General features: G+C 65.3%; 24 protein-coding genes and 2 tRNA genes. 17 read left to right on the top strand and 9 right to left on the bottom strand.

Annotation, left to right across the window (positions count from 1 at the left end; all coding sequences use genetic code 11):
- Together RBB46_RS06180 and RBB46_RS06185 are read left to right on the top strand one after the other, a co-directional pair.
- Entirely contained in the window at positions 1-1398 is a 1398-nt protein-coding gene (locus RBB46_RS06180) for an MATE family efflux transporter (protein ID WP_306028029.1), read from the top strand.
- Positions 1395-1838 (top strand): glyoxalase superfamily protein, encoded by a 444-nt coding sequence (locus RBB46_RS06185; protein ID WP_306028030.1) that lies wholly within the window; start codon positions 1395-1397, stop codon positions 1836-1838. Before RBB46_RS06180 ends, RBB46_RS06185 begins: the two co-directional genes overlap by 4 nt.
- A 55-nt stretch (positions 1839-1893) precedes the next feature.
- On the opposite strand, the gene RBB46_RS06190 is transcribed toward RBB46_RS06185, so the two are convergent.
- Positions 1894-2337 (bottom strand): carboxymuconolactone decarboxylase family protein, encoded by a 444-nt coding sequence (locus RBB46_RS06190; RefSeq protein ID WP_306028031.1) that lies wholly within the window; start codon positions 2335-2337, stop codon positions 1894-1896.
- Between the two features lie 79 nt (positions 2338-2416).
- Here RBB46_RS06190 and RBB46_RS06195 point away from each other — a divergent pair, with 79 nt between their 5' ends.
- From RBB46_RS06195 to RBB46_RS06245, 11 genes are all read left to right on the top strand, one after another.
- Positions 2417-2911, top strand: a complete 495-nt coding sequence (locus tag RBB46_RS06195) for an Rrf2 family transcriptional regulator (protein ID WP_306028032.1) — start codon at positions 2417-2419, stop codon at positions 2909-2911.
- 145 nt (positions 2912-3056) lie between these two features.
- Complete coding sequence (locus RBB46_RS06200; protein WP_306028033.1) at positions 3057-3380, top strand: helix-turn-helix transcriptional regulator; 324 nt, start codon at positions 3057-3059, stop codon at positions 3378-3380.
- Positions 3377-3787, top strand: coding sequence for an SRPBCC domain-containing protein (locus RBB46_RS06205; protein ID WP_306028034.1), 411 nt, complete (start codon positions 3377-3379; stop codon positions 3785-3787). The genes RBB46_RS06200 and RBB46_RS06205 overlap by 4 nt, the downstream gene beginning before the upstream one ends.
- Before the next feature lie 57 nt (positions 3788-3844).
- Complete coding sequence (locus tag RBB46_RS06210; RefSeq protein WP_306028035.1) at positions 3845-4072, top strand: hypothetical protein; 228 nt, start codon at positions 3845-3847, stop codon at positions 4070-4072.
- Between the two features lie 5 nt (positions 4073-4077).
- The gene (locus RBB46_RS06215) at positions 4078-4488 is read left to right on the top strand and encodes a DUF1801 domain-containing protein (protein ID WP_336623140.1); all 411 of its coding nucleotides are present in this window, start codon (positions 4078-4080) and stop codon (positions 4486-4488) included.
- On the top strand, positions 4488-4925 hold the full coding sequence (locus RBB46_RS06220) for a DUF1801 domain-containing protein (RefSeq protein WP_306028037.1): 438 nt from the start codon (positions 4488-4490) through the stop codon (positions 4923-4925). Before RBB46_RS06215 ends, RBB46_RS06220 begins: the two co-directional genes overlap by 1 nt.
- 81 nt (positions 4926-5006) lie before the next feature.
- Positions 5007-5360, top strand: a complete 354-nt coding sequence (locus RBB46_RS06225) for a helix-turn-helix transcriptional regulator (protein ID WP_306028038.1) — start codon at positions 5007-5009, stop codon at positions 5358-5360.
- Positions 5357-5833 (top strand): SRPBCC domain-containing protein, encoded by a 477-nt coding sequence (locus RBB46_RS06230; RefSeq protein WP_306028039.1) that lies wholly within the window; start codon positions 5357-5359, stop codon positions 5831-5833. Before RBB46_RS06225 ends, RBB46_RS06230 begins: the two co-directional genes overlap by 4 nt.
- Positions 5830-6474: a glutathione S-transferase family protein gene (locus RBB46_RS06235; RefSeq protein ID WP_306028040.1), complete on the top strand. Its 645-nt coding sequence runs from the start codon at positions 5830-5832 to the stop codon at positions 6472-6474. The genes RBB46_RS06230 and RBB46_RS06235 overlap by 4 nt, the downstream gene beginning before the upstream one ends.
- A 115-nt stretch (positions 6475-6589) precedes the next feature.
- The gene (locus RBB46_RS06240; RefSeq protein ID WP_306028041.1) at positions 6590-7258 is read left to right on the top strand and encodes a class I SAM-dependent methyltransferase; all 669 of its coding nucleotides are present in this window, start codon (positions 6590-6592) and stop codon (positions 7256-7258) included.
- A 179-nt stretch (positions 7259-7437) separates the two neighbouring features.
- Complete coding sequence (locus tag RBB46_RS06245; RefSeq protein WP_306028042.1) at positions 7438-7830, top strand: VOC family protein; 393 nt, start codon at positions 7438-7440, stop codon at positions 7828-7830.
- Between the two features lie 130 nt (positions 7831-7960).
- Here RBB46_RS06245 and RBB46_RS06250 read toward each other — a convergent pair whose 3' ends face one another.
- Positions 7961-9754, bottom strand: a complete 1794-nt coding sequence (locus RBB46_RS06250) for a sulfatase-like hydrolase/transferase (RefSeq protein WP_306028043.1) — start codon at positions 9752-9754, stop codon at positions 7961-7963.
- A gap of 349 nt (positions 9755-10103) precedes the next feature.
- Here RBB46_RS06250 and RBB46_RS06255 point away from each other — a divergent pair, with 349 nt between their 5' ends.
- Positions 10104-10469: a DUF1801 domain-containing protein gene (locus RBB46_RS06255; RefSeq protein ID WP_306028044.1), complete on the top strand. Its 366-nt coding sequence runs from the start codon at positions 10104-10106 to the stop codon at positions 10467-10469.
- A 180-nt stretch (positions 10470-10649) separates the two neighbouring features.
- On the opposite strand, the gene RBB46_RS06260 is transcribed toward RBB46_RS06255, so the two are convergent.
- Both RBB46_RS06260 and RBB46_RS06265 read right to left on the bottom strand, forming a co-directional pair.
- A tRNA-Ser gene (locus RBB46_RS06260) sits at positions 10650-10732 on the bottom strand.
- A 31-nt stretch (positions 10733-10763) separates the two neighbouring features.
- Positions 10764-11690 (bottom strand): GlxA family transcriptional regulator, encoded by a 927-nt coding sequence (locus RBB46_RS06265; protein WP_306028045.1) that lies wholly within the window; start codon positions 11688-11690, stop codon positions 10764-10766.
- Positions 11691-11740: 50 nt separating this feature from the next.
- On the opposite strand from RBB46_RS06265, the gene RBB46_RS06270 reads away from it, so the two are divergent.
- Positions 11741-12604 (top strand): DJ-1/PfpI family protein, encoded by an 864-nt coding sequence (locus RBB46_RS06270; protein WP_306028046.1) that lies wholly within the window; start codon positions 11741-11743, stop codon positions 12602-12604.
- Positions 12605-12823: 219 nt separating this feature from the next.
- Here RBB46_RS06270 and RBB46_RS06275 read toward each other — a convergent pair.
- Positions 12824-12913, bottom strand: a tRNA-Ser gene (locus tag RBB46_RS06275).
- A 377-nt stretch (positions 12914-13290) separates the two neighbouring features.
- On the opposite strand from RBB46_RS06275, the gene RBB46_RS06280 reads away from it, so the two are divergent.
- Both RBB46_RS06280 and msrA read left to right on the top strand, forming a co-directional pair.
- A complete protein-coding gene (locus RBB46_RS06280; RefSeq protein WP_306028047.1) occupies positions 13291-13611 on the top strand; it encodes a hypothetical protein in 321 nt (106 codons plus the stop codon).
- Between the two features lie 48 nt (positions 13612-13659).
- Complete coding sequence (gene msrA, locus RBB46_RS06285) at positions 13660-14319, top strand: peptide-methionine (S)-S-oxide reductase MsrA (protein ID WP_306028048.1); 660 nt, start codon at positions 13660-13662, stop codon at positions 14317-14319.
- Between the two features lie 108 nt (positions 14320-14427).
- Here the strand turns inward: msrA and RBB46_RS06290 are convergent, their stop codons facing one another.
- The 4 genes from RBB46_RS06290 to RBB46_RS06305 form a co-directional block, all read right to left on the bottom strand.
- Positions 14428-15612 (bottom strand): serine hydrolase, encoded by a 1185-nt coding sequence (locus tag RBB46_RS06290; RefSeq protein WP_306028049.1) that lies wholly within the window; start codon positions 15610-15612, stop codon positions 14428-14430.
- Positions 15609-16223: a TetR/AcrR family transcriptional regulator gene (locus tag RBB46_RS06295; protein ID WP_306028050.1), complete on the bottom strand. Its 615-nt coding sequence runs from the start codon at positions 16221-16223 to the stop codon at positions 15609-15611. The genes RBB46_RS06290 and RBB46_RS06295 overlap by 4 nt, the downstream gene beginning before the upstream one ends.
- 60 nt (positions 16224-16283) lie before the next feature.
- Positions 16284-17102: an SDR family NAD(P)-dependent oxidoreductase gene (locus RBB46_RS06300; protein ID WP_306028051.1), complete on the bottom strand. Its 819-nt coding sequence runs from the start codon at positions 17100-17102 to the stop codon at positions 16284-16286.
- Between the two features lie 136 nt (positions 17103-17238).
- The gene (locus tag RBB46_RS06305; RefSeq protein WP_306028052.1) at positions 17239-18039 is read right to left on the bottom strand and encodes a phytanoyl-CoA dioxygenase family protein; all 801 of its coding nucleotides are present in this window, start codon (positions 18037-18039) and stop codon (positions 17239-17241) included.

Genomic DNA, 18039 nt, shown 5'->3' on the forward strand with positions numbered 1-18039 from the left:
ATGCCTGCCGGATCCCCTCTGGAAAACCGATTCCTGACCGCACCTACGGGCCGTCTCTTCATCGCAAACGCGGTGCCGATGGTCTTCGTCATGGCGATGAGCGGTCTTTTGAATGTGGTCGACGCGGTCTTTCTCGGCCATTTCGTCGGGGCCGATGCGGTCGCCGCCGTCAGTGTGGTCTTTCCCCCGATCATGGTGACGATCGCGCTCTCGGCGCTCGTCGGCGGTGGCATGTCGAGCCTGTTTGCCCGCCACCTTGGCGCAGGCGCCCTTTGCGAGGCCGGCGCGGTCTTCGCGCAGGCACACGGGTTGGCGATTGCCGCCGCCCTGGGACTGATCGGGCTTTTCCTCCTGGGCGGCGACGCGCTCGTGCGCCAGCTTGCCGGATCCGACGGGACGGTGGCCGGGATGGCGCATGCCTACCTGCTGATCATGATCTGTGCGACGCCGGTCCAGTTTCTGCTCGGCCTGCATGCCGATGCCTGGCGCAATGAAGGGCGGGCATCGCTGGTGGCGCTGATGTCGGTGGGCGTGACGCTCGCCAATGCTGCCTTCAACTACGGCCTCATCGTCAAGGCGGGGCTCGGCGTTGCCGGGTCTGCCTGGGGCACCGTCCTGGCGCAGTTGCTTGCGCTTGCGTTGCTGGTGGGATTGCGCCTGCACGGGCAGGGCCGCGTTCCCCTGTCGGCGTTGTGGCGCCACCGCTGGGTCGCGGGATGGACCGGCATTGCGACGCTCGGCGCGCCACTGAGCCTTGGCTTTATCGGTATTGCGCTCGTTTCGGCGACGGTCATTGCCACCCTGCCGCATGTGGCGGGCGAGGCGCATCTTCAACTCGCAGCCGCCTATGGCATCGTGACGCGGATCCTCAGTTTCGCCTTCATGCCGCTGATGGCCATCGCACTCGCGATGCAGGGCATTGTCGGCAACAATGTCGGGGCGGGCCTGTACCGGCGCTCGGACACGGTCCTGAAGCTGGCGGTGCTGACGGCCTTTGGCTGGTGCGGTCTTGTTGAGTTTGCATGTCTGGCGGGCGCGCAGCTTGTTGGATACGGTTTCGTCAGCGACGCCGTGATCGCCGCTCAGGTGGCTGCGATCCTGCGCCCGATGGCGGCCTTGTACCTGTTTACCGGCCCGGTCCTGGTTCTTGCACTCTACTTCCAGGCCATAGGCCGGCCGGGGCAGGCGGCGGTTCTCACCCTGGTCAAGCCGTTCATCCTGTGCCCGGTTCTGGTTGTCGGGCTTGCGGCCGTCAGCGGCGCAGAGGCCTTGTGGTTGGCCTTTCCTATTGCGGAGGGGTTGGTGGCCGTCATGGCGGCGGCGATCCTCTTCGCCGCGTTGAAAGTCCGCGCGGAAACGGGCGGACTGGGGCTCGGGCCGGCGGGGACAATGGCATGACCGTGAGGACGCTGGCGGAAGCCAAGGCTGCGGCGCGCGCCCTGCGCACCGCTTTGAACGCGCTCGGACATGGCATCTGCCATGGTCAGGCGCTCGATCTGGTCGCCCGGCAGAATGGCGAGCGAAACTGGAATGCCCTGCATGCCCGGCTTTGCGGGGAGGAGGTTTCGGCCGGGGCCGCCGGCTCCGCGCCTTTTCACCTGCACCAGCGCGTGCGAGGGACCTACCTGAAGCAGCCCTTCACCGGCGAGATCGTCACGCTCTCTTGTGACGACGACACGCGCTACACGTTGACCATCCGCCTCGATGCACCCGTCGACACTGTCGCCTTCGGCAGCTTTTCGAACTGGCGACGGCGCATCCGCGGAACCGTCGGGCGCGATGGCCGTTCGTGGCGCAAGACGAGTGATGGCTCTCCGCACCTGGTCGTCGGGCCGTAAGGACGCCTTCGGCGGCCGCGTCAGGCATCTGCAAGAGCCCGACGCGGCCTCCGGTTCACTCGACCGGATGCTGCATTCGCGAGCCGACGGCGATCCGGTTCAGCAGGTTGATCGTGCCGATGGCGACGGTGAGCTGGGCGATCTCGGTATCCGTGAACTGCGCGCGCATGACGTCGTATGCCGCGTCGGGGATGCCGCTGTCCGCCAGCAGGGTGACGCTCTCGGTCCATTCCAGGGCCGCGCGCTCGCGCTCGGTGAAATAGGCGGACTCCCGCCAGGCGGGGACCAGATGCAGCTTCTGGTGGGTGAAGCCGTCGGCGAGCGCCTCCTTCACATGCATGTCGACACAAAAGGCGCAGCCGTTGATCTGCGAGGCGCGCAGCTTGACCAGATGCAGAAGCTGCGCGTCGACGCCGCAGTTCCGGATCGCGCCGTCGAGCTCCCGGATGGCCCGGTAGAGGTCGGGCGCGAGTTTGCTGATATTCAGTCTCTGTTGCATGAACGAGATCCTTTCGGAACTTGAGTACGATTCGTGGATAAAATATATCCATGATTATGGAAGCGCAAGGGAGTGTGGAATGAGACGGCTGAGCGATGGTGTCGAGGCGGCCCTTCACTGCGCCTTGGTGCTTGCCGGGCTGGCGCCGGGCAGGGTGCTTCCGGGAAAGAGCCTTGCGGAGCTGCACGGCGTTTCCGAAACCTATCTCCTGAAACACCTGCGGGCGCTGGCCGCTGCCGGCATTGTCGATGCCTTGCCCGGCCCACGCGGTGGTTACCGCCTGTCGCGGGCAGTCGAGGCGATCACCATGCTGGATGTCGTCGAGGCCATCGACGGCCCGGGGCCGGCGTTCGTTTGCCGGGAAATCCGGCGCCGGGGACCGGGCAAGACGAGCGATCCGTGCGCCTACAAGGCCGACTGCTTCATCAAGAGGCGAATGATGGCGGCCGAAACCGTCTGGCGGGATGCCTTGCGGGCGCAGACGCTTGCCGACCTCCTGCGCGACGGCGAAACCCAGATCGACCCCCGCAACAAGCAGGCCGTCGCCGAGGTCGTCGACAAGGCGCAGCGCTGACGAAGGTTGCCCGGACAGGGTGACACCGGCGGCATCGCAGCCGGCGTTCATGCGCGGGGGCCGCCTGCTCTCGTGCCTCCCCTTGACACATATATAACTCACTGGCTATTGGTGCGAATGCATAGCCATGGAGTTATGAATTGTCATGACACAGCCGCACGACGTCCTGTTCAAGGCCCTGTCCGACCCGACCCGGCGGGCGATCTTCGAACGGTTGTGCCGTGAGGGGGAGCAGACGGTGGCGGTTCTCACGAACGCCGCAGCGATCTCGCAGCCGGCCGTCTCCAAGCATCTCGGCATTTTGCGGCAGGCCGGCCTGGTGCGCGACCGCCAGGACGGTCGCCGGACGCATTACAGCGCGCAGGTGGCGGCTCTCGCACCGCTCTCCGACTGGACAAGCCGGATGACCGGCTTCTGGGAGAACCGGTTCGACGCCCTCGAGAACCTTCTGGAAAGGATGGATCAGTGAACGACGCCGCATCCCAAACCCGTACCGTCGTGGTCGAGCGGGAGATCGCCCATCCGCCGGAAAGGATCTGGCGCGCACTGACCCAGCCGCACCTTGTCGGGGAATGGCTCATGAAGGGCGATTTCCGTCCCGAGGTCGGCCACAAGTTCGACTTCCGCTTCGAATGGGGTGCCATCGACTGCGAGATCCTGGATGTCGAGGCGGAGAGGGCGATCGCCTACAGCTGGGGCGACCATGAGCTCAAGACGGTGGTCACCTGGACGCTGACGCCGACGGCGGGCGGCACCCGGCTGCGGATGGAACAGACCGGCTTCCGGACCGACCAGCCGCGCTATTTTGGCGGTGCAAGGGCCGGCTGGCCGCGCTTCTTCGACAATCTCGAAAAATTGCTGGAGCGGCTGGACTGACAGTTGCCGCCTGGCGGCACCGCGTCGGCCTTGCGCCGCGAACACAGGGAGACATCCATGAAACCGACCGGCTGGACACGACAGATACACCGATGGCTCTCCATCGTCTTCACCGTTGCGGTCCTCATCAACATTGCCGCCATGGCGCTCGGGGTGGAGGCCGTCTGGGTGGGCGTCCTGGCGCTTGTCCCCCTGATCCTGCTGATGCTGACGGGGCTCTATCTTTTCGCGCTGCCCTATGCCGCAAGATGGCGCGGTCGCCGGCAGGCCTCCTGGCAGGAGTAGGCGCAATGGCTGGCAAGACGCCCCTGCTCAGCGGCGGCAATCCGCAGATCGCGAAAGGCGACGGCGATGCGCCCGTCCAGGCCTATATCGCCGCCATGCCGGACTGGAAAAGCGAGGCCGGCAGGCGTCTCGACGCGCTTGTCGAGTGCACGGTTCCCGGTGTGGCGAAAGCGGTCAAGTGGAACTCGCCGCTCTACGGCATTGCCGGGCAGGGCTGGTTTCTTGGCGTTCACTGCTTCGCGAAATACATCAAGGTCGCCTTCTTTCGCGGCGCGCAGCTGGACCCCATGCCGCCCGTCAACTCGAAGGACGAAAACACGCGCTACGTCCATATCCACGAGGGCGAGCAGATCGACGATGAACTGATGACGAGCTGGATCCGGCAGGCGGCGGCGCTGCCGGGCTGGACACCCTGATGCGCAAGGAAGAAACGAACACGATGGCCGAAACCGCAAAAGCCGACGGCAGGTCGCCGTCTGAGCTGATCGATGCCCGCATCCGCGAACTTGGCGACTGGCGCGGCGAGATGCTTGCTCGCCTGCGTGCCGTCATCCTGCAGGCCGAGCCGGAGGCGGTCGAGGAGTGGAAATGGCGCGGCGTGCCGGTCTGGTACCGGGACGGCATGATCTGCACGGGCGAGACCTACAAGGACAAGGTCAAGCTCACCTTCGCCAAGGGGGCGGCGCTGGACGATCCTTCAAGCCTCTTCAACGCAAGCCTTGAGGGCAACGCGCGGCGCGCCATCGATTTTCATGAAGGCGCGGAGATCGACGGGAAGGCGCTGACGGCGCTTGTTCGCGCGGCCGCGACCCTCAACGCGTCCACCAAAAAGCGATCGCCACGCAAGCGATAGGCGAGGGAGACGCGCTTCCCCTTGACGCAAACCGGCATGACCTGTATTTAGCTGATACGCTAATTAGCGAGGAAGCTAAATATGAAACACATGCAGGACCCTCTCAGCGCGACCCTGTCGGCGCTCGCCGATCCGACGCGGCGGGCGATTCTCGCCCGTCTCAGCCAGGGCGCGGCCACGGTCAACGAGCTCGCCGAGCCCTTCGACATCTCGCTGCCGTCCGTCTCCCGGCACCTCAAGGTGCTGGAAGGCGCCGGCCTCATCTCGCGCGGGCGCGAGGCGCAGTGGCGCCCGTGCCGGCTCGAGGCGGCCCCGCTCAGGGAGGTCGATGGCTGGCTGGGTCGCTACAGGAAATTCTGGGAGGGAAGTTTCGACAGGATGGATGCCTATCTGGACGAACTCACCCGGGGAAAATCGGGAGACAAGGACCAATGAACGTATTGCGCGACGAGGAATTGCTGATCGAACGGGAGTTCGACGCACCGCTCGCCCTGGTGTTCCGGCTCTGGGAGAGCCGGGACCACATGCTGCGCTGGTGGGGGCCGGAAAAGTTCACGACCGTCGAGCTTGACTGGCAACTGACGCCCGGCCGGCTATGGAGCGGGGCGATGGTTTCCAAACAGTTCGGACTATCGCGCTTCGGCGGCGTCATTCGCGACGTGGAGCGGCTCCGGCGCATCGTCTTCACCTTCCAGTGGGACGAGGGTTCGGGCCGGGATCTCGACACGCTGGTGACCGTCGGTTTCGCCGAGAAGGACGGCAGGACGCTCCAGAGCTTCCACCAGGCGCCCTTCTCCAGCATCGCCATCCGCGACAGCCATGTCGGCGGCTGGAATTCGGCCCTGAACCGGCAGCAGGCCTATGTCGAGAACATCGCCGTCGCCGAAGAGAAAGGACTGCGCACATGATCACCCTGACCACCTACGAATGGGTTCCCGACTTCGCTGCACCTCTCATGCGGGCGCTGCGCGTGCGCTGGGCGCTGGAAGAGGCGGGCCTGCCCTACAAGGTCCGCACCCTGGCGCTCGGGCCGGAGCAGAGGTCGCCCGAACATCTCGCCCGCCAGCCTTTCGCTCAGGCGCCGGCGATCGAGGAGGACGGGCTGACGCTGTTCGAGAGCGGCGCGATCGTGCTTCACATCGCGGAACGGAGCGAAGTCCTCCTGCCGAAGGATCCGGCCGGGCGCGCGCGTTCGCTTGCCTGGCTGTTCGCGGCGCTGAACTCGGTCGAGACCTCATTGCAGGAATTGACGGTGATCGACCTGTTTCACGCAAAGGAAGCCTGGACGGCGGAGCGCCGGCCGCAGGTCGAGGCGTTCGTGCGAGACCGGCTTGCGATGCTGGAAGCGGCCCTTGGCGAAAAGGACTACCTCGAGGGCCGCTTTTCCGTCGGCGACCTGATGATGGCCGATGTGTTGCGCATCCCGGGGCATACCGACATCCTGGACGCATACCCCCGTCTCAAGGGCTACAAGGAGCGCTGTGAGGCCCGGCCGGCGTTCCGGCGGGCGCTGGCGGCGCAGCTGGAAGGCTTCGGGGTCGCGGCATAGCATGGCGGTCCCCGCCGGTTGACGGGCCGATTTTCATGTACCATAAAAAGTTACATGAAAATCGGCTATCGCCCCGCCTGCCTTGGGCGGGGTGGCCGCGGCGAGGACGCGCAGGATGCAACCCTTTACCGATCCGGCGGCGGTCGCCCGCTATGGGGATGAAACGCCTCGCAAGGTGCCCGGCTTTGCCGACCTGCAGCGGATGGCGATGTTGCTGCTCGCCGAGCACGCGCCCGGCGCGGCGGACATTCTCGTCCTTGGCGCCGGCGGGGGGCTGGAGCTGAAGGTTTTCGCGCAGGCACAACCGCGCTGGCGTCTGCTCGGCGTGGATCCTTCCGCGCAAATGCTTGATCTTGCGCGCGACGTGCTGGGTCCGCTCGGATCGCGTGTCGACCTGCTGGAAGGCTATGTTGACGATGTTCCCGCCGGCCCGTTCGACGGCGCGGCTTGTCTTTTGACACTGCATTTCCTGGCAAGGCCGGAGCGGCTGCGCACGCTCGGGCAGTTGCGCGCGCGCCTCCGGCCCGGAGCGCCGCTTGTCGTTGCCCATCACAGCTGCCCGCAGGAGGGCAGGCTTGCCCGCTGGCTGGCAAGGTCCGTCGCCTTTGCCGGCGACGGGCGCGCGGATCCCGCGAAGGTCTCGGCCTCCGCCGCGCTCATGGCCGACAGGTTGCCGGTCCTGTCGGTTGCCGAGGACGAAACCCTCTTGGCCGAGGCTGGCTTCTCCGACATCGCCCTGTTCTATGCCGGCTTCACCTTCCGCGGCTGGGTCGCGCTCGCCTAGGAATGCGTGCGGCCAGAGCGGCGACTTGCAGGAAATCACGGCTCGCGCGGTGACAGGCGCGGCAGTACTCTTGCCCTGTCGCGCCGGGACCGGCATGGCCGGCACCGGGGTGCAAAGCGGCGTTTGCGGAAAAAGGCGCTGTGAGGAAAAAGCGCTGAGAGGAAAGAGGGGCGGGAAACATGTTCAATCACGTGATGGTCGGATCGAACGACATCGAGCGCGCCAAGCGCTTCTACGACGCGGTGCTGGGGCTGCTGGGCGCCGGCGAACCCTTGCGCAACCAGAACGCCTCGGGCCAGACCCGCCTGTTCTACCGCCACGACGGCAGCACATTCGCCGTCACCGAGCCGGTCGACGGCCGGGAGGCGGTGCCCGCCAATGGCGGCACCATCGGCTTCAAGTGCAACTCGCCGGAGCAGGTGCAGGAGTTCCACGACGTGGCCATCGCCCATGGCGGCAGCTCGGTCGAAGGCGCGCCCGGCCCGCGCAACGGCCCCACGGGCACGCTCCATCTCGGCTATGTGCGCGATCCCGACGGCAACAAGCTCTGCGCCATCCACCGGCCTGCATAGGCGCGCGGGGGCACGAGCCACGAGGACAGGACAGCGAGCGGGTGCGCGGTTGAAGGCAGACGGGGAGGGGGCGGGGAGGTCCCTCTCGCCTGCCAGCCAGGCCTGGAAACCGGTCCCGGCTTGAGCATGGCTATTCCTCGGGCAGCGTCGGCGCGTCGCCCACGTAATGCATGATCAGGGGCGGGGGCACTTCGCTTCCGTCATAAAGGAAGGGCAAAACGCCTTTCATCCCGGCTTTGCCCCGCATTTCTATGATCTCGGCATCGGATTTCGTTACCCGCTGGGACATGCGTCGGCCCCATTGCGCAAGGTATCGGTAGAGACGTGTGATCTCCTCGGCATGCGCATCGGTCTTGCCCAGGTCGATGAACTCGTCCGGGTCGGTCTCCAGATCGAACAGCATAGGGCGGAAGCCGCCTTCGGCATGCATCATCTTCCAGCGCCCGTCGAAGACCATGAACAGGCGGCAGTCGCGCGGCTCGAGATCGAACTCGTTGGCGACAGTGCTCCCGGAATAGTCGAACTCGCTGACCAGAAACGCGCGCCAGTCGGGCACCTCCCCGTGCAGCCACGGCACGAGCGAGCGCCCCTCCAGGATATGCGCGGGAACCTCGCCGCCGGCCGCCTCGACAAAGGTCGCGGCCAGATCGATGCTCTCCACCAGCGCATCGCAGGTGGTGCCCCGGGTTCCGTCTGCCTGCGCGCGCGGGTCGTGGATGATCATTGGAACCTTGGCGGATTGATCGTGGAACAACGACTTTTCGCCCATCCAGTGATCGCCCAGGTAATCACCGTGATCCGAGGTCAGCACGATCATCGTGTCGTGTATCGCGCCGGTCTCCTCCATATGGTCCAGAATGCGCCCCAGATGGTCGTCGCATTGCTTGATGAGCCCCATATAGGCCGGGATGACCTTCTGGCGTACCTCTTCGCGCTGGAACGCCTGGCCGACGCGATTGTTCATGTAGGCCGCAAAGACGGGGTGCGTGTCGTCGAGCTCGATGTCGTGGCGGCGCGCGGGCGGAACCTGGCCGGGGCCGAACATGTCATGATAGGGCGCCGGCACGATATACGGCCAGTGAGGCTTGATATAGCTGACATGCGCGCACCACGGACCGGTGGCCTGGTCGATGAACTCGAGGGTTCTGGTGGTCAGCCATGCGGTTTCGGAATCCGCTTCATGTATATGGGCCGGCTTGTCGGCGTTGATGAACATCCAGCCCGATGCGATCGAGTTTTCCTCGCCCACGCCTGCGTTTGCATGATCCGCCCAGGGGTTCTCGGACGCGTAGCCCTTGGCTTTCAGGAACTCGTTATAGGGCGAGCGCTTCTCGTCGTAGAAGCCCAGCGGCCCCTGAGCCCACAGCCCGTCGTCGCGGATCCAGACATCGAAACCGCACTCGGCCTGTCGGGCGCCGATCACGCTGTCCGGGTCGAGCCCGAGCCGCTCCATGCCGTCCACGTCCGCGTGCATGTGCGTCTTGCCGATCAGCCAGCAATCCATTCCCAGCTTGCGCAGATGGTCGCCCATCGTCTGCTCGCCCACACGCAGGGGATAATTGTTCCACTGCGCGCCGTGGCTGGACGGGTAGCGCCCGGTGTAGAACGACATGCGGCTGGAGCCGCAAATCGGAGATTGCACGTAAGCGTTTGTGAAGCGCACCCCCATCGCCGCGACGCGGTCGAAATTCGGTGTCTTCAAATGCGGATGCCCCGCGCAGCTGAGGTAATCAAAGCGAAGCTGGTCATACATGATGAAAAGGATGTTCATGCGGGAACGCCTCATATTCCGAATATTGAAATTTCTATTGGATTTCAGGGGGTGACAGATCCGGCTCAGCTTTGGCCAAAAAAATGGCTGCCATGAATTGATGGCGGTACCGGCGACGCAATTGCGGATGAAATCCGGCCCGACTGCCTTCATGTTAGGAGTGCCGGCTCGTCATTGCAACCAATGGTCGCAAGGTGGGCGGCCAACCGAGGGAAGCCGGAGGGTAGGGACCCGTGCAGCATAGGAGATCGACGCATTCCCAAGAGACGCGTGGCGCGCCCGCATCAACCCGCCGATGACGGGATAGGGGTGGCGATGCGCCGCCCACCATCACCCGTGATTGACGTAAAGGGGGAATGCCGCTCGCATCCGGGGCACGCATTGCCTAAATGGGACGTTGTTCCAATGGCCGCATCCCGATGGCGGCAAGGAGTTTGCGGTGCCGTCTTTCTGCAGGGCGGCAATCGTCGACGCCCTTGGCTTTCAATGACAGGAATTAGAGATGACCCCTGAGCTGGAAACTTTTTTGCAAGAACGTGTTTTGCCCAGTCACAGGGACATCGTTCTTCGGTTCTGCCAACAGATGTCGGAGATTGCTCCCGAAGCAACGCAGCGCATGCGGGGCGGCACCGAAAAATATTATTCAGTGCCTGTTTACAGGGTTGATCGAGACATAGTGGCTATCAGTCCTACCAAAACGGGCATTACATTTTCATTTACCCATGGCGCGAGTTTTGACGACCCGAATGGGGTTCTGAAAGGTTCGGGCAAGCAGTCACGAACTGTCCGGGTTTCGAAGATTGACAATTATCCCGCCGCCGAGATGGCAGGCTTGATTAAACAGGCTGTGGCGCTGGGCACAGAATAGCGACCTCTTGTGAATGGCAGCCATGCCCGCGCGGCTGCCGTCGAACACTGTGTGCTTGAAACGGCTCGGCCCGAGAACCGCCCGCAGATGGAAGGTTCAGGTGAGAGGTTGCAAACTGAGCTTGGAAACTTGCTGGCGCTGATCTGGCCTCACAAGAAGGGGTCGGAGATGCAACGTTTTAAGGCGTGGAGGGCTTCGAACCCTCGGCACGGTCTCCCGTATGCACGCGTTCCAGGCGTGCGCCTTGAACCACTCGGCCACCTCTCCGCAGTCGGCCCGCATCACAAGGCGCCGTCAGAATGACCGGCGGATGGATTGCGGCGGCACTCCGAGGTTGCGCAGAAACGAGTTTCGCATCCGGTCGGCGGACCCATAACCCGTGGCACGTGCAACATGCGTCAGCGAGTGGGTCCTGCGCTCGACCCACTCGCGCGCAATCTCGAGCCGCATCTGCTCGACGGCGCGGGCGGGCGTCACGCCTGTCTCCGCGCGAAACGCCCGGGAGAAATGCCGGGGGCTCATCGCGGTCCTGGCGGCCAGGCTCTCCACGGAATGGGCCACGCCGATGTTTTCACGTATCCAGGTGAGCAGTTCGGCGAATCGGCCGCCGGTGTCGACCGTCTCGAGAAGCGCGGAAAACTGGGACTGTCGCCCCGGACGCCGATAGTAGATGACAAGCTCCTTGGCGATTTGCCGTGCAATGGAACTGCCTTGATCCTCGGCAACCATGGCCATCGCCAGATCCATGCCTGCGCTTACGCCCGCCGATGTCCACACCGCTCCGTCGCGTATCCAGATCCGGTCCGCCTCCACGCTCACGTCGGGATAGCGCCGTGCCAGCTCACCTGCGTAGCGCCAGTGCGTTGTTGCGCGTTTGCCCTTGAGGCAGCCTGCCTGAGCCAGGACGAAAGCTCCGGTACACACGCTGGCAACGCGTTGCCCTCGGCTCATGTGCAGGTTGAGAAGATCAACTGCCGCGGAATCGATTTCAGCGGCCACCGCTCCGACCCCGCCGCAGACCAGCAGGGTCTGGCAGGGGGAGCAATCGGCGAGCGGCCGTGTTTGGAGGTCGGCGCCGCCCGAACTCCTTATCACGCCGCCGGAAGCTGAAATCAGTTCAACCTTGTAGCCTCTGTTCGCTGTTTCGAAGACGGTCATCGGACCGGCCACGTCAAGCAATTGATAGTCGGGCAGGAGAAGGAAGCCGATGCGATGGACCATGTCCTTTTTTAGCGGATCTGTGTCATTGCCGCCAATACGGTTCTCCCTGCATGGTCTCGCCCGGTATCTGGACGCTCGGAAAGGCCCTGATCATGCTGGACAGAAGAGATGTGCTCGCTGGCCTCGCCAGCGCCGCGGTGATGTCATCCTGGTTTGCGTCGTCGGCAAACGGCGCGGAAACGCCGGGTTACAACTGGCAGGAGGACTTTTCGCGCTTGCCGGGCGTCACCCTGATGGGCGACGAGGACATCGCCATGCTGCTGTATCCCGGCTTCACCGCGCTGGACCTGATCGGCCCCTATCATTTCTTTGCAGGGATGATGGGCGCGCGCATCCACCTGGTGACCAACCAGGCCGACCTTTCTCCTGTTGCGAGCGACATGGGGCTGGCGGTTCAGCCAACCGTCAGGCTGGCAGATTGTCCGCGCGACCTGACGATACTATTCGCCCCCGGCGGCACGGACGGGACGATTGCGGCGGCGCGCGATCCCGACACCATCTCCTTTGTCCGGGATCGTGCGTCGCGCGCCATGTTCGTGACAAGTGTCTGCACCGGCGCACTCATTCTTGGCGCCGCCGGGCTGCTGAAGGGAAAGCGCGCAACCACCCACTGGTCCGTTCGCCCGTTGCTCGGCAGGTTCGGGGCAACGCCCGTTGATGCCCGCGTCGTGCGCGACGGCAACCTTGTTACAGGTGCCGGCGTGTCGGCGGGACTGGATTTCGGCCTGTCCATCGTGGCGCAACTGCGGGGGCAGCCCTACGCGGCCGCATCCATGCTCACGGCGGAGTACCATCCCGAGCCGCCGTTCGAAGGCGGAACGCTGTCGACCACGCCTGCAAATGTTGCGAAACCCATGACCGCGCTGTTTGAAGGCTTCGTTGAGGCAACCAAGACCCTTGGCGTCGCGCAATGACGTTGGCGAGCGGCGCTGCCACGTGAACCCCGTTTGCCGGCTCCGGCCTGTCTGGGGCGGACAGCCCCGGTGTTCCCGGCAGGTCAAAAGGCTCGCGCTTTGAACCGGCGCCTCGATCCGGGGTATCGGTTCGGCCTGGGTGTTTCTTGCGGCGGGGTGCGGGCAACCCTTCCGGCTCGGAGCCGTGAACCAGGAAAGTCTGCGTGAATTTCTGAAGAATGGCGGAGAGAGAGGGATTCGAACCCTCGATACAGTTTCCCGTATACACGCGTTCCAGGCGTGCGCCTTAAACCACTCGGCCACCTCTCCGCAGCCAGTCCGCTTTCCCTGAAGCCCGCCTTGGCGGCGGTGGGGATGCGGCCTTTTTTGCGGGGGAAAAAGCCCAGCCTGTCGCTCCTGTCCAAGGGACAGGAGGAGCCGGACCGACCCACCCGCAAGTCGCGCAATATACTGAGCGCGCGGGCAAGTTCAAGCGCTGATCCGTCGTCGCTCGCGCTTTTCAACCGGGAGCATCGGCAGCCCCTCCCGTTTGGCCGTTCCGCGCCCCCGGCGGGCGCCCGCGTGCCGCGTTCACGAAGCTTTGCGGTCGCAGGCAGCGCCGATGCGCACTATATCTTTCCTGTCGACCGGCGAGGACCTGCAGTCCCGCATGTGGCGACGTGTCATTCATCACCGGGCGGGGATCCATGTTCAGACTTATCCTGCGACTGATCGGCCTGTGGCTCGTGGCCGTGGCCCTTGTCGCGCTGGTCATCGACGGCACAAGCTCGATCGCGGCATCGGCCTGGTCGACGACGCCGCTTGGCAAATACTGGTTCGACTTCGCGCCGGAATCGCTCGGCCTTGCCCAGGCCGCGATACAGCGCCACGTCAATCCCTTCCTGTGGGATCCGGTCATCCAGACCCTGCTGGCGCAGCCGGCCTGGGTCGTCATCGGCCCGCTCGGCTTCCTGCTGCTCTGGCTGGGCGAACTGGGCCGCCGTCGGCGCCGCTCCGCCTCTCTTTGATCCTGGCTGCCCGCCGGCCGTCCCGCCGGCACTGTGAAGGAGAGTTCCATGTCGTTCATGACGATGCTCGCCAACAAGTTCGCGGTCGTCGACAAGGCGCAGGCACTGCCCGGGCGCGAGACGCCCGTCATGACACCGGGCCCGCACACGGTGCTCGGCCGGCCGATCGACCTTGCGCCTGCCGAGGGGCAGGACGAGGCGTTTTTCGGTATGGGCTGTTTCTGGGGCGCCGAGCGGCTGTTCTGGAACCTGCCGGGCGTGCTGGTCACCGCCGTCGGCTATGCCGGCGGGCATACGCCCAACCCCACCTACAACGAGGTCTGCAGCGGGCGCACCGGCCATGCCGAGGTGGTGCGCGTTGTCTTCGACACGGCGCGGATCTCGCGCGAGGAACTGCTCAAGGCGTTCTGGGAGGGGCATGACCCGACCCAGGGCATGCGCCAGGGCAATGACACGGGCACCCAGTACCGCTCGGCGATCTACTACGTCAGCGAGGAGATGAAGGCGGCGGCGGAGGCGACGCGCGCCGCCTATCTCGCGGCGCTCAAGGCGGCCGGGCATGCCCGCGCCATCACCACCGAGGTGAAGCCGCTGGCGGCCTTCTATTTCGCCGAGGATTATCACCAGCAATATCTCGACAAGAATCCCGGCGGCTATTGCGGCCTCGGCGGCACCGGGGTTGCCTGCCCCTCCGGTGTTTCTCCCTGAACCGTCCCGGTTTGCGGCAACGGCTCCGCGGCATTGCCGGGGTGCACAACTCTGCGCCGGCAGCGAAGCCGGTCTGGCCTTTGCCGTGTCCGGTGGGGACCTGGCGGGTCAGCGCGACAGGAACGCCGCCAGTCGTTCCCCGATCATCGCCGTTCGCAGGAAGAAGCCCGAGTTGCTCAGGACGACAAGAACGGTGCCTTGCACCAGGTCCCGCCGGTAGAAATTCGAAAAGGCCTGCCAGCGGCCGTAGGCGGTGACGACCGGCATGTCCTGTACGTTCCAGCCGAGCCCGGGCTGCAGGGTCTCGCCAAGCACCTTCTCCCGCACGATTTCGCCATTGGACAGCCGCACGGGTCTGTACGCCCTTGCATAGGTCTCGGCCGGCAGCAGGGTTCCCTGTCGCAGCGCCTGGTCCCAGATCACCAGGTCGCCCGCGCTTGCATAGATGTTGCCGTCGCCAGCAAGCCCGTCGAGCGGGGTCAGGTCGAACCGTACCGGCCGGCCGGCATGCAGGAACCGCTTGCGAAAGCCGAAGGCGCGGTCGGAAAGAAGGGCCTCCTTCTCGCGCCGGTCGATCACCGCGCTATGGCGCATGCCGAGCGGCGTGAACACCCGCGTCCGCATGAAATCCGCAAAGGAAAGGCCCGACACGCGCGCGACGATTTCCGCCAGTAGCACATAGTTGCTGTTGACGTAGTCTTCCCGCTCCCCGGGGGCAAAGTCCGGCGCGCGCGGATAGGCCGCGAGCCAGTCGATCAGGCCGTCCGGAGTGAGCAGCATGGCCGTTGCCTCCAGCCGCCGCGCCAGCGCCTTGTCGAGCGCGTAGTCCGGCAGGCCGGACGTGTGTTCCAGCAGATGGTTGATCGTCACCTTGCCATGGCGGTGAAGTTCCGGGATATGGCGGGTGAGAAGGTCACCTGTCGACAGCTTCCCCTCGTGCTCGAGCAGCAGGATGGCAAAGGCCGTCATCTGCTTGCTGACGGAGGCGAGATTGAAGGATGTCCGGTCGCCGATCGGCCGTCCGTCCGTGTCGGCCGCGCCGATATTGCGCTGCAGGACGGTGCGCCCGTCCCGAGCGACCAGGATCGTTCCGTTGAACTTTTCCCGCCGCTCCAGTTCGTCCAGCCACGCGTCCAGAGCGGCTGCCTTTTCCGGCTCCGTCAGCCCTGCCGGGGCGGCGAGCCGGGGCAGATGGACGGCGGAGAGTTCGAGAAAGATGAAAAGGCTCGCGACCGCCAGGGCCAGCATGCCCAGGGCAGCAAGGACGGCAAGGGCGATCTGGGCGGGGGTCACGGCCTTGCGGGCCCCTGTGTCCGCACCGCGCTTCCCGCCAGTCCCCCCGCCAATCCCCCCGACAGTCCCCGTGTCAGGGTCGACCAGGCAAGCCCGGCCGCCTGGGAATGGGTGAGGCGCCCCTCCCGCACTTCGCCCCAGGCCGCGTGGATGAGGTGGTCGAAACTCGTCGCGATCCAGGTGGGCGGGCAGTCGGGATGGAACGTCCCTTCCTCCGTTGCCTCGGCGATCACCGAGAGGAACCGCGCCTCCGTGCGGCGCTCCTCCGGCGCGGCGCCGGTGCCTGCGGGCGGGAAGGCGCGCGCCAGGAACCAGTGGCGGTCGCCGAGCGCGATCATCGCCGCCATGATCCGCCTCAGCGCGTCCGTGTGCGACGTGGCCCCGATACAGGCCGCGTTCGCCCGCTCCTCCATTTCGGCGCGGGCCAGCAGGCCGAGCTGTTCGAGAAGGTCTTCGCGGCCGGCGAAATGCCGATGCAGCGTGGCGCGGCCGACACCGGCGAGGGTGGCGATTTCCTCCAGCGAGGCGGCCGGATCGGCGCTCCATGTCCTGAAGGCCGCCTCGATGATGGCGTCGCGGGTGGCGGGGCGGATCGGGGATGTTTGCGTCATGAGACATTGATGTCTCATTTAATGTGTATGAGTCAACAGGCCGTGTCGCTCACGGCAGGCTCACACGCAGCTCGCCGTCAGGCCGCCATCGACGACCAGCTCATGCGCGGTGATGTAGCGGGCTTCGTCGGACGCGAGGAAAAGTGCCGCATGTGCCGTGTCCCATGCATCGCCCATGCGCCCGGTCGGGCTCTGCGCGTCGCGCTTGGCGATCATCTCCTGCTCGCCGCCATAGGCGCCGGCAAGGGGCTTGCGGATCATCGGCGTGTTCATCAGGCCAGGCGAAACGCAATTGGCGCGGATGCCGTGCGAGGCATATTGCAGGGCGATGTTGCGGGTCATGGCGACGACGGCGCCCTTGGAGGCCGAATAAGCCGCATAGGGAAAGCCGATATAGCGCGAGGCGGCGATCGAGGCGACATTGACGATGGCGCCGGCGCGCTGGGCGATCATGGCCGGCAGCACATGCTTGCAGGTCAGGAAGACGCTGGTCTGGTTGATCGCGATGACCCGGTTCCAGCTGTCCTCGCTGGCTTCCACCGGGCCGCCGGTTTCCGATATCCCGACATTGTTGTGCAGGATGTCGATGCAGCCGAAGCGGGTGAGGCAGGCGGCAACCATCGCGGCGACGTCGGTATCGCGCGAGACGTCGGCCTGCGCCGTCTCGCAGGTGCCGCCCTCCGCCTCGATGATGTCGCGGGTTGCCGCGGCCGCGTGCGCGTCGCGGTCGACCGCGAAGATCGTCGCCCCCTGCCGGGCAAAGAGCACGGCGGCCGCCTTGCCGTTGCCCCAGCCTTCGCCGGACGAGCCGGCACCGACCACCATGGCGATCTTGCCGGCGAGCCGGCCCGTTGACGGGGAGGGCGTGTGGTCTGTCATCTGCGATATCCCGGGAAAGGGCCGTTGGCCGGTTGTGAAAACGGACCCGGGCAGCACGGTGCCGCCCGGATCCTTCTCCGTGGGACTTGGGAGCCGTGCCCATTCGGGAGCGGCGTCTGTCTCCTGTGGGAGGAGCTTATTCCGCCGCCTCGCGATGGGCGCGCGCGTAGCGGGTCAGCGCGTCGTCGGCAACCGGCTCGATCGGCGTGAAGTCGCGATGGGCGATGAATTCCGGTCGCGTCGGCTTGCGGATCGCGTTGGAGATCGTCGACAGCGTCAGGTAGACGATCTTGCGCGGGTAGGGGGTGATGTTGCCCGACGAGCCATGCACGAGATTGCCATGGTGGATGAGCAGCCCGCCGGCCTTGCCGGTCGGAGCGGCGATCTCGCCCTTGGCGGCAAGCTCCGTGACCGTGTCATTGTCGAGCGTCCACAGCCCGTAGCTCGTGGTCTCGGTGTCGTATTCGGACTTCAACTGGCCGTGGGTATGCGAGCCGGCGATCACCATCAGCGGCCCGTTGATCGGCAGCACGTCGTCGAGGAAGACGGAGATGTTCATCGCCCGCGGCTCGGGCATGCCGTCATCCTTGTGCCAGGTCGGGAAGTCCTGGTGCCACTGCCACACGTCGCCGGTGAAGGCCGCCTTGGCGTTGACCTTGAACTGGTGCATGTACAGCTGCTCGCCGAAGATCTGCTGCACCGGCTCGATCAGGCGGGGATGCCGGCCCAGCAACCGGAACGCCTCGTTATAGGTGTGACAGGCGAAGGCCGTGCGCGGCGTTCCGTCCTTCTCGCGCCAGATCTCCTTGCGATCCTCGTCGAAAATGCCGACCGCGGCCTCGCGCATCACCTCGACTTCTTCCGGCGAAAAGGCTTCCGGCAGGAACAGGAAGCCCTTGCGGTTGAATTCTGCAATCTGCTCGTCGCTCAGTTTCAT

Origin of the sequence: Stappia sp. MMSF_3263 (assembly GCF_030733745.1) — a bacterium.
In the GTDB taxonomy this organism is placed as follows: Bacteria; Pseudomonadota; Alphaproteobacteria; order Rhizobiales; family Stappiaceae; genus Stappia.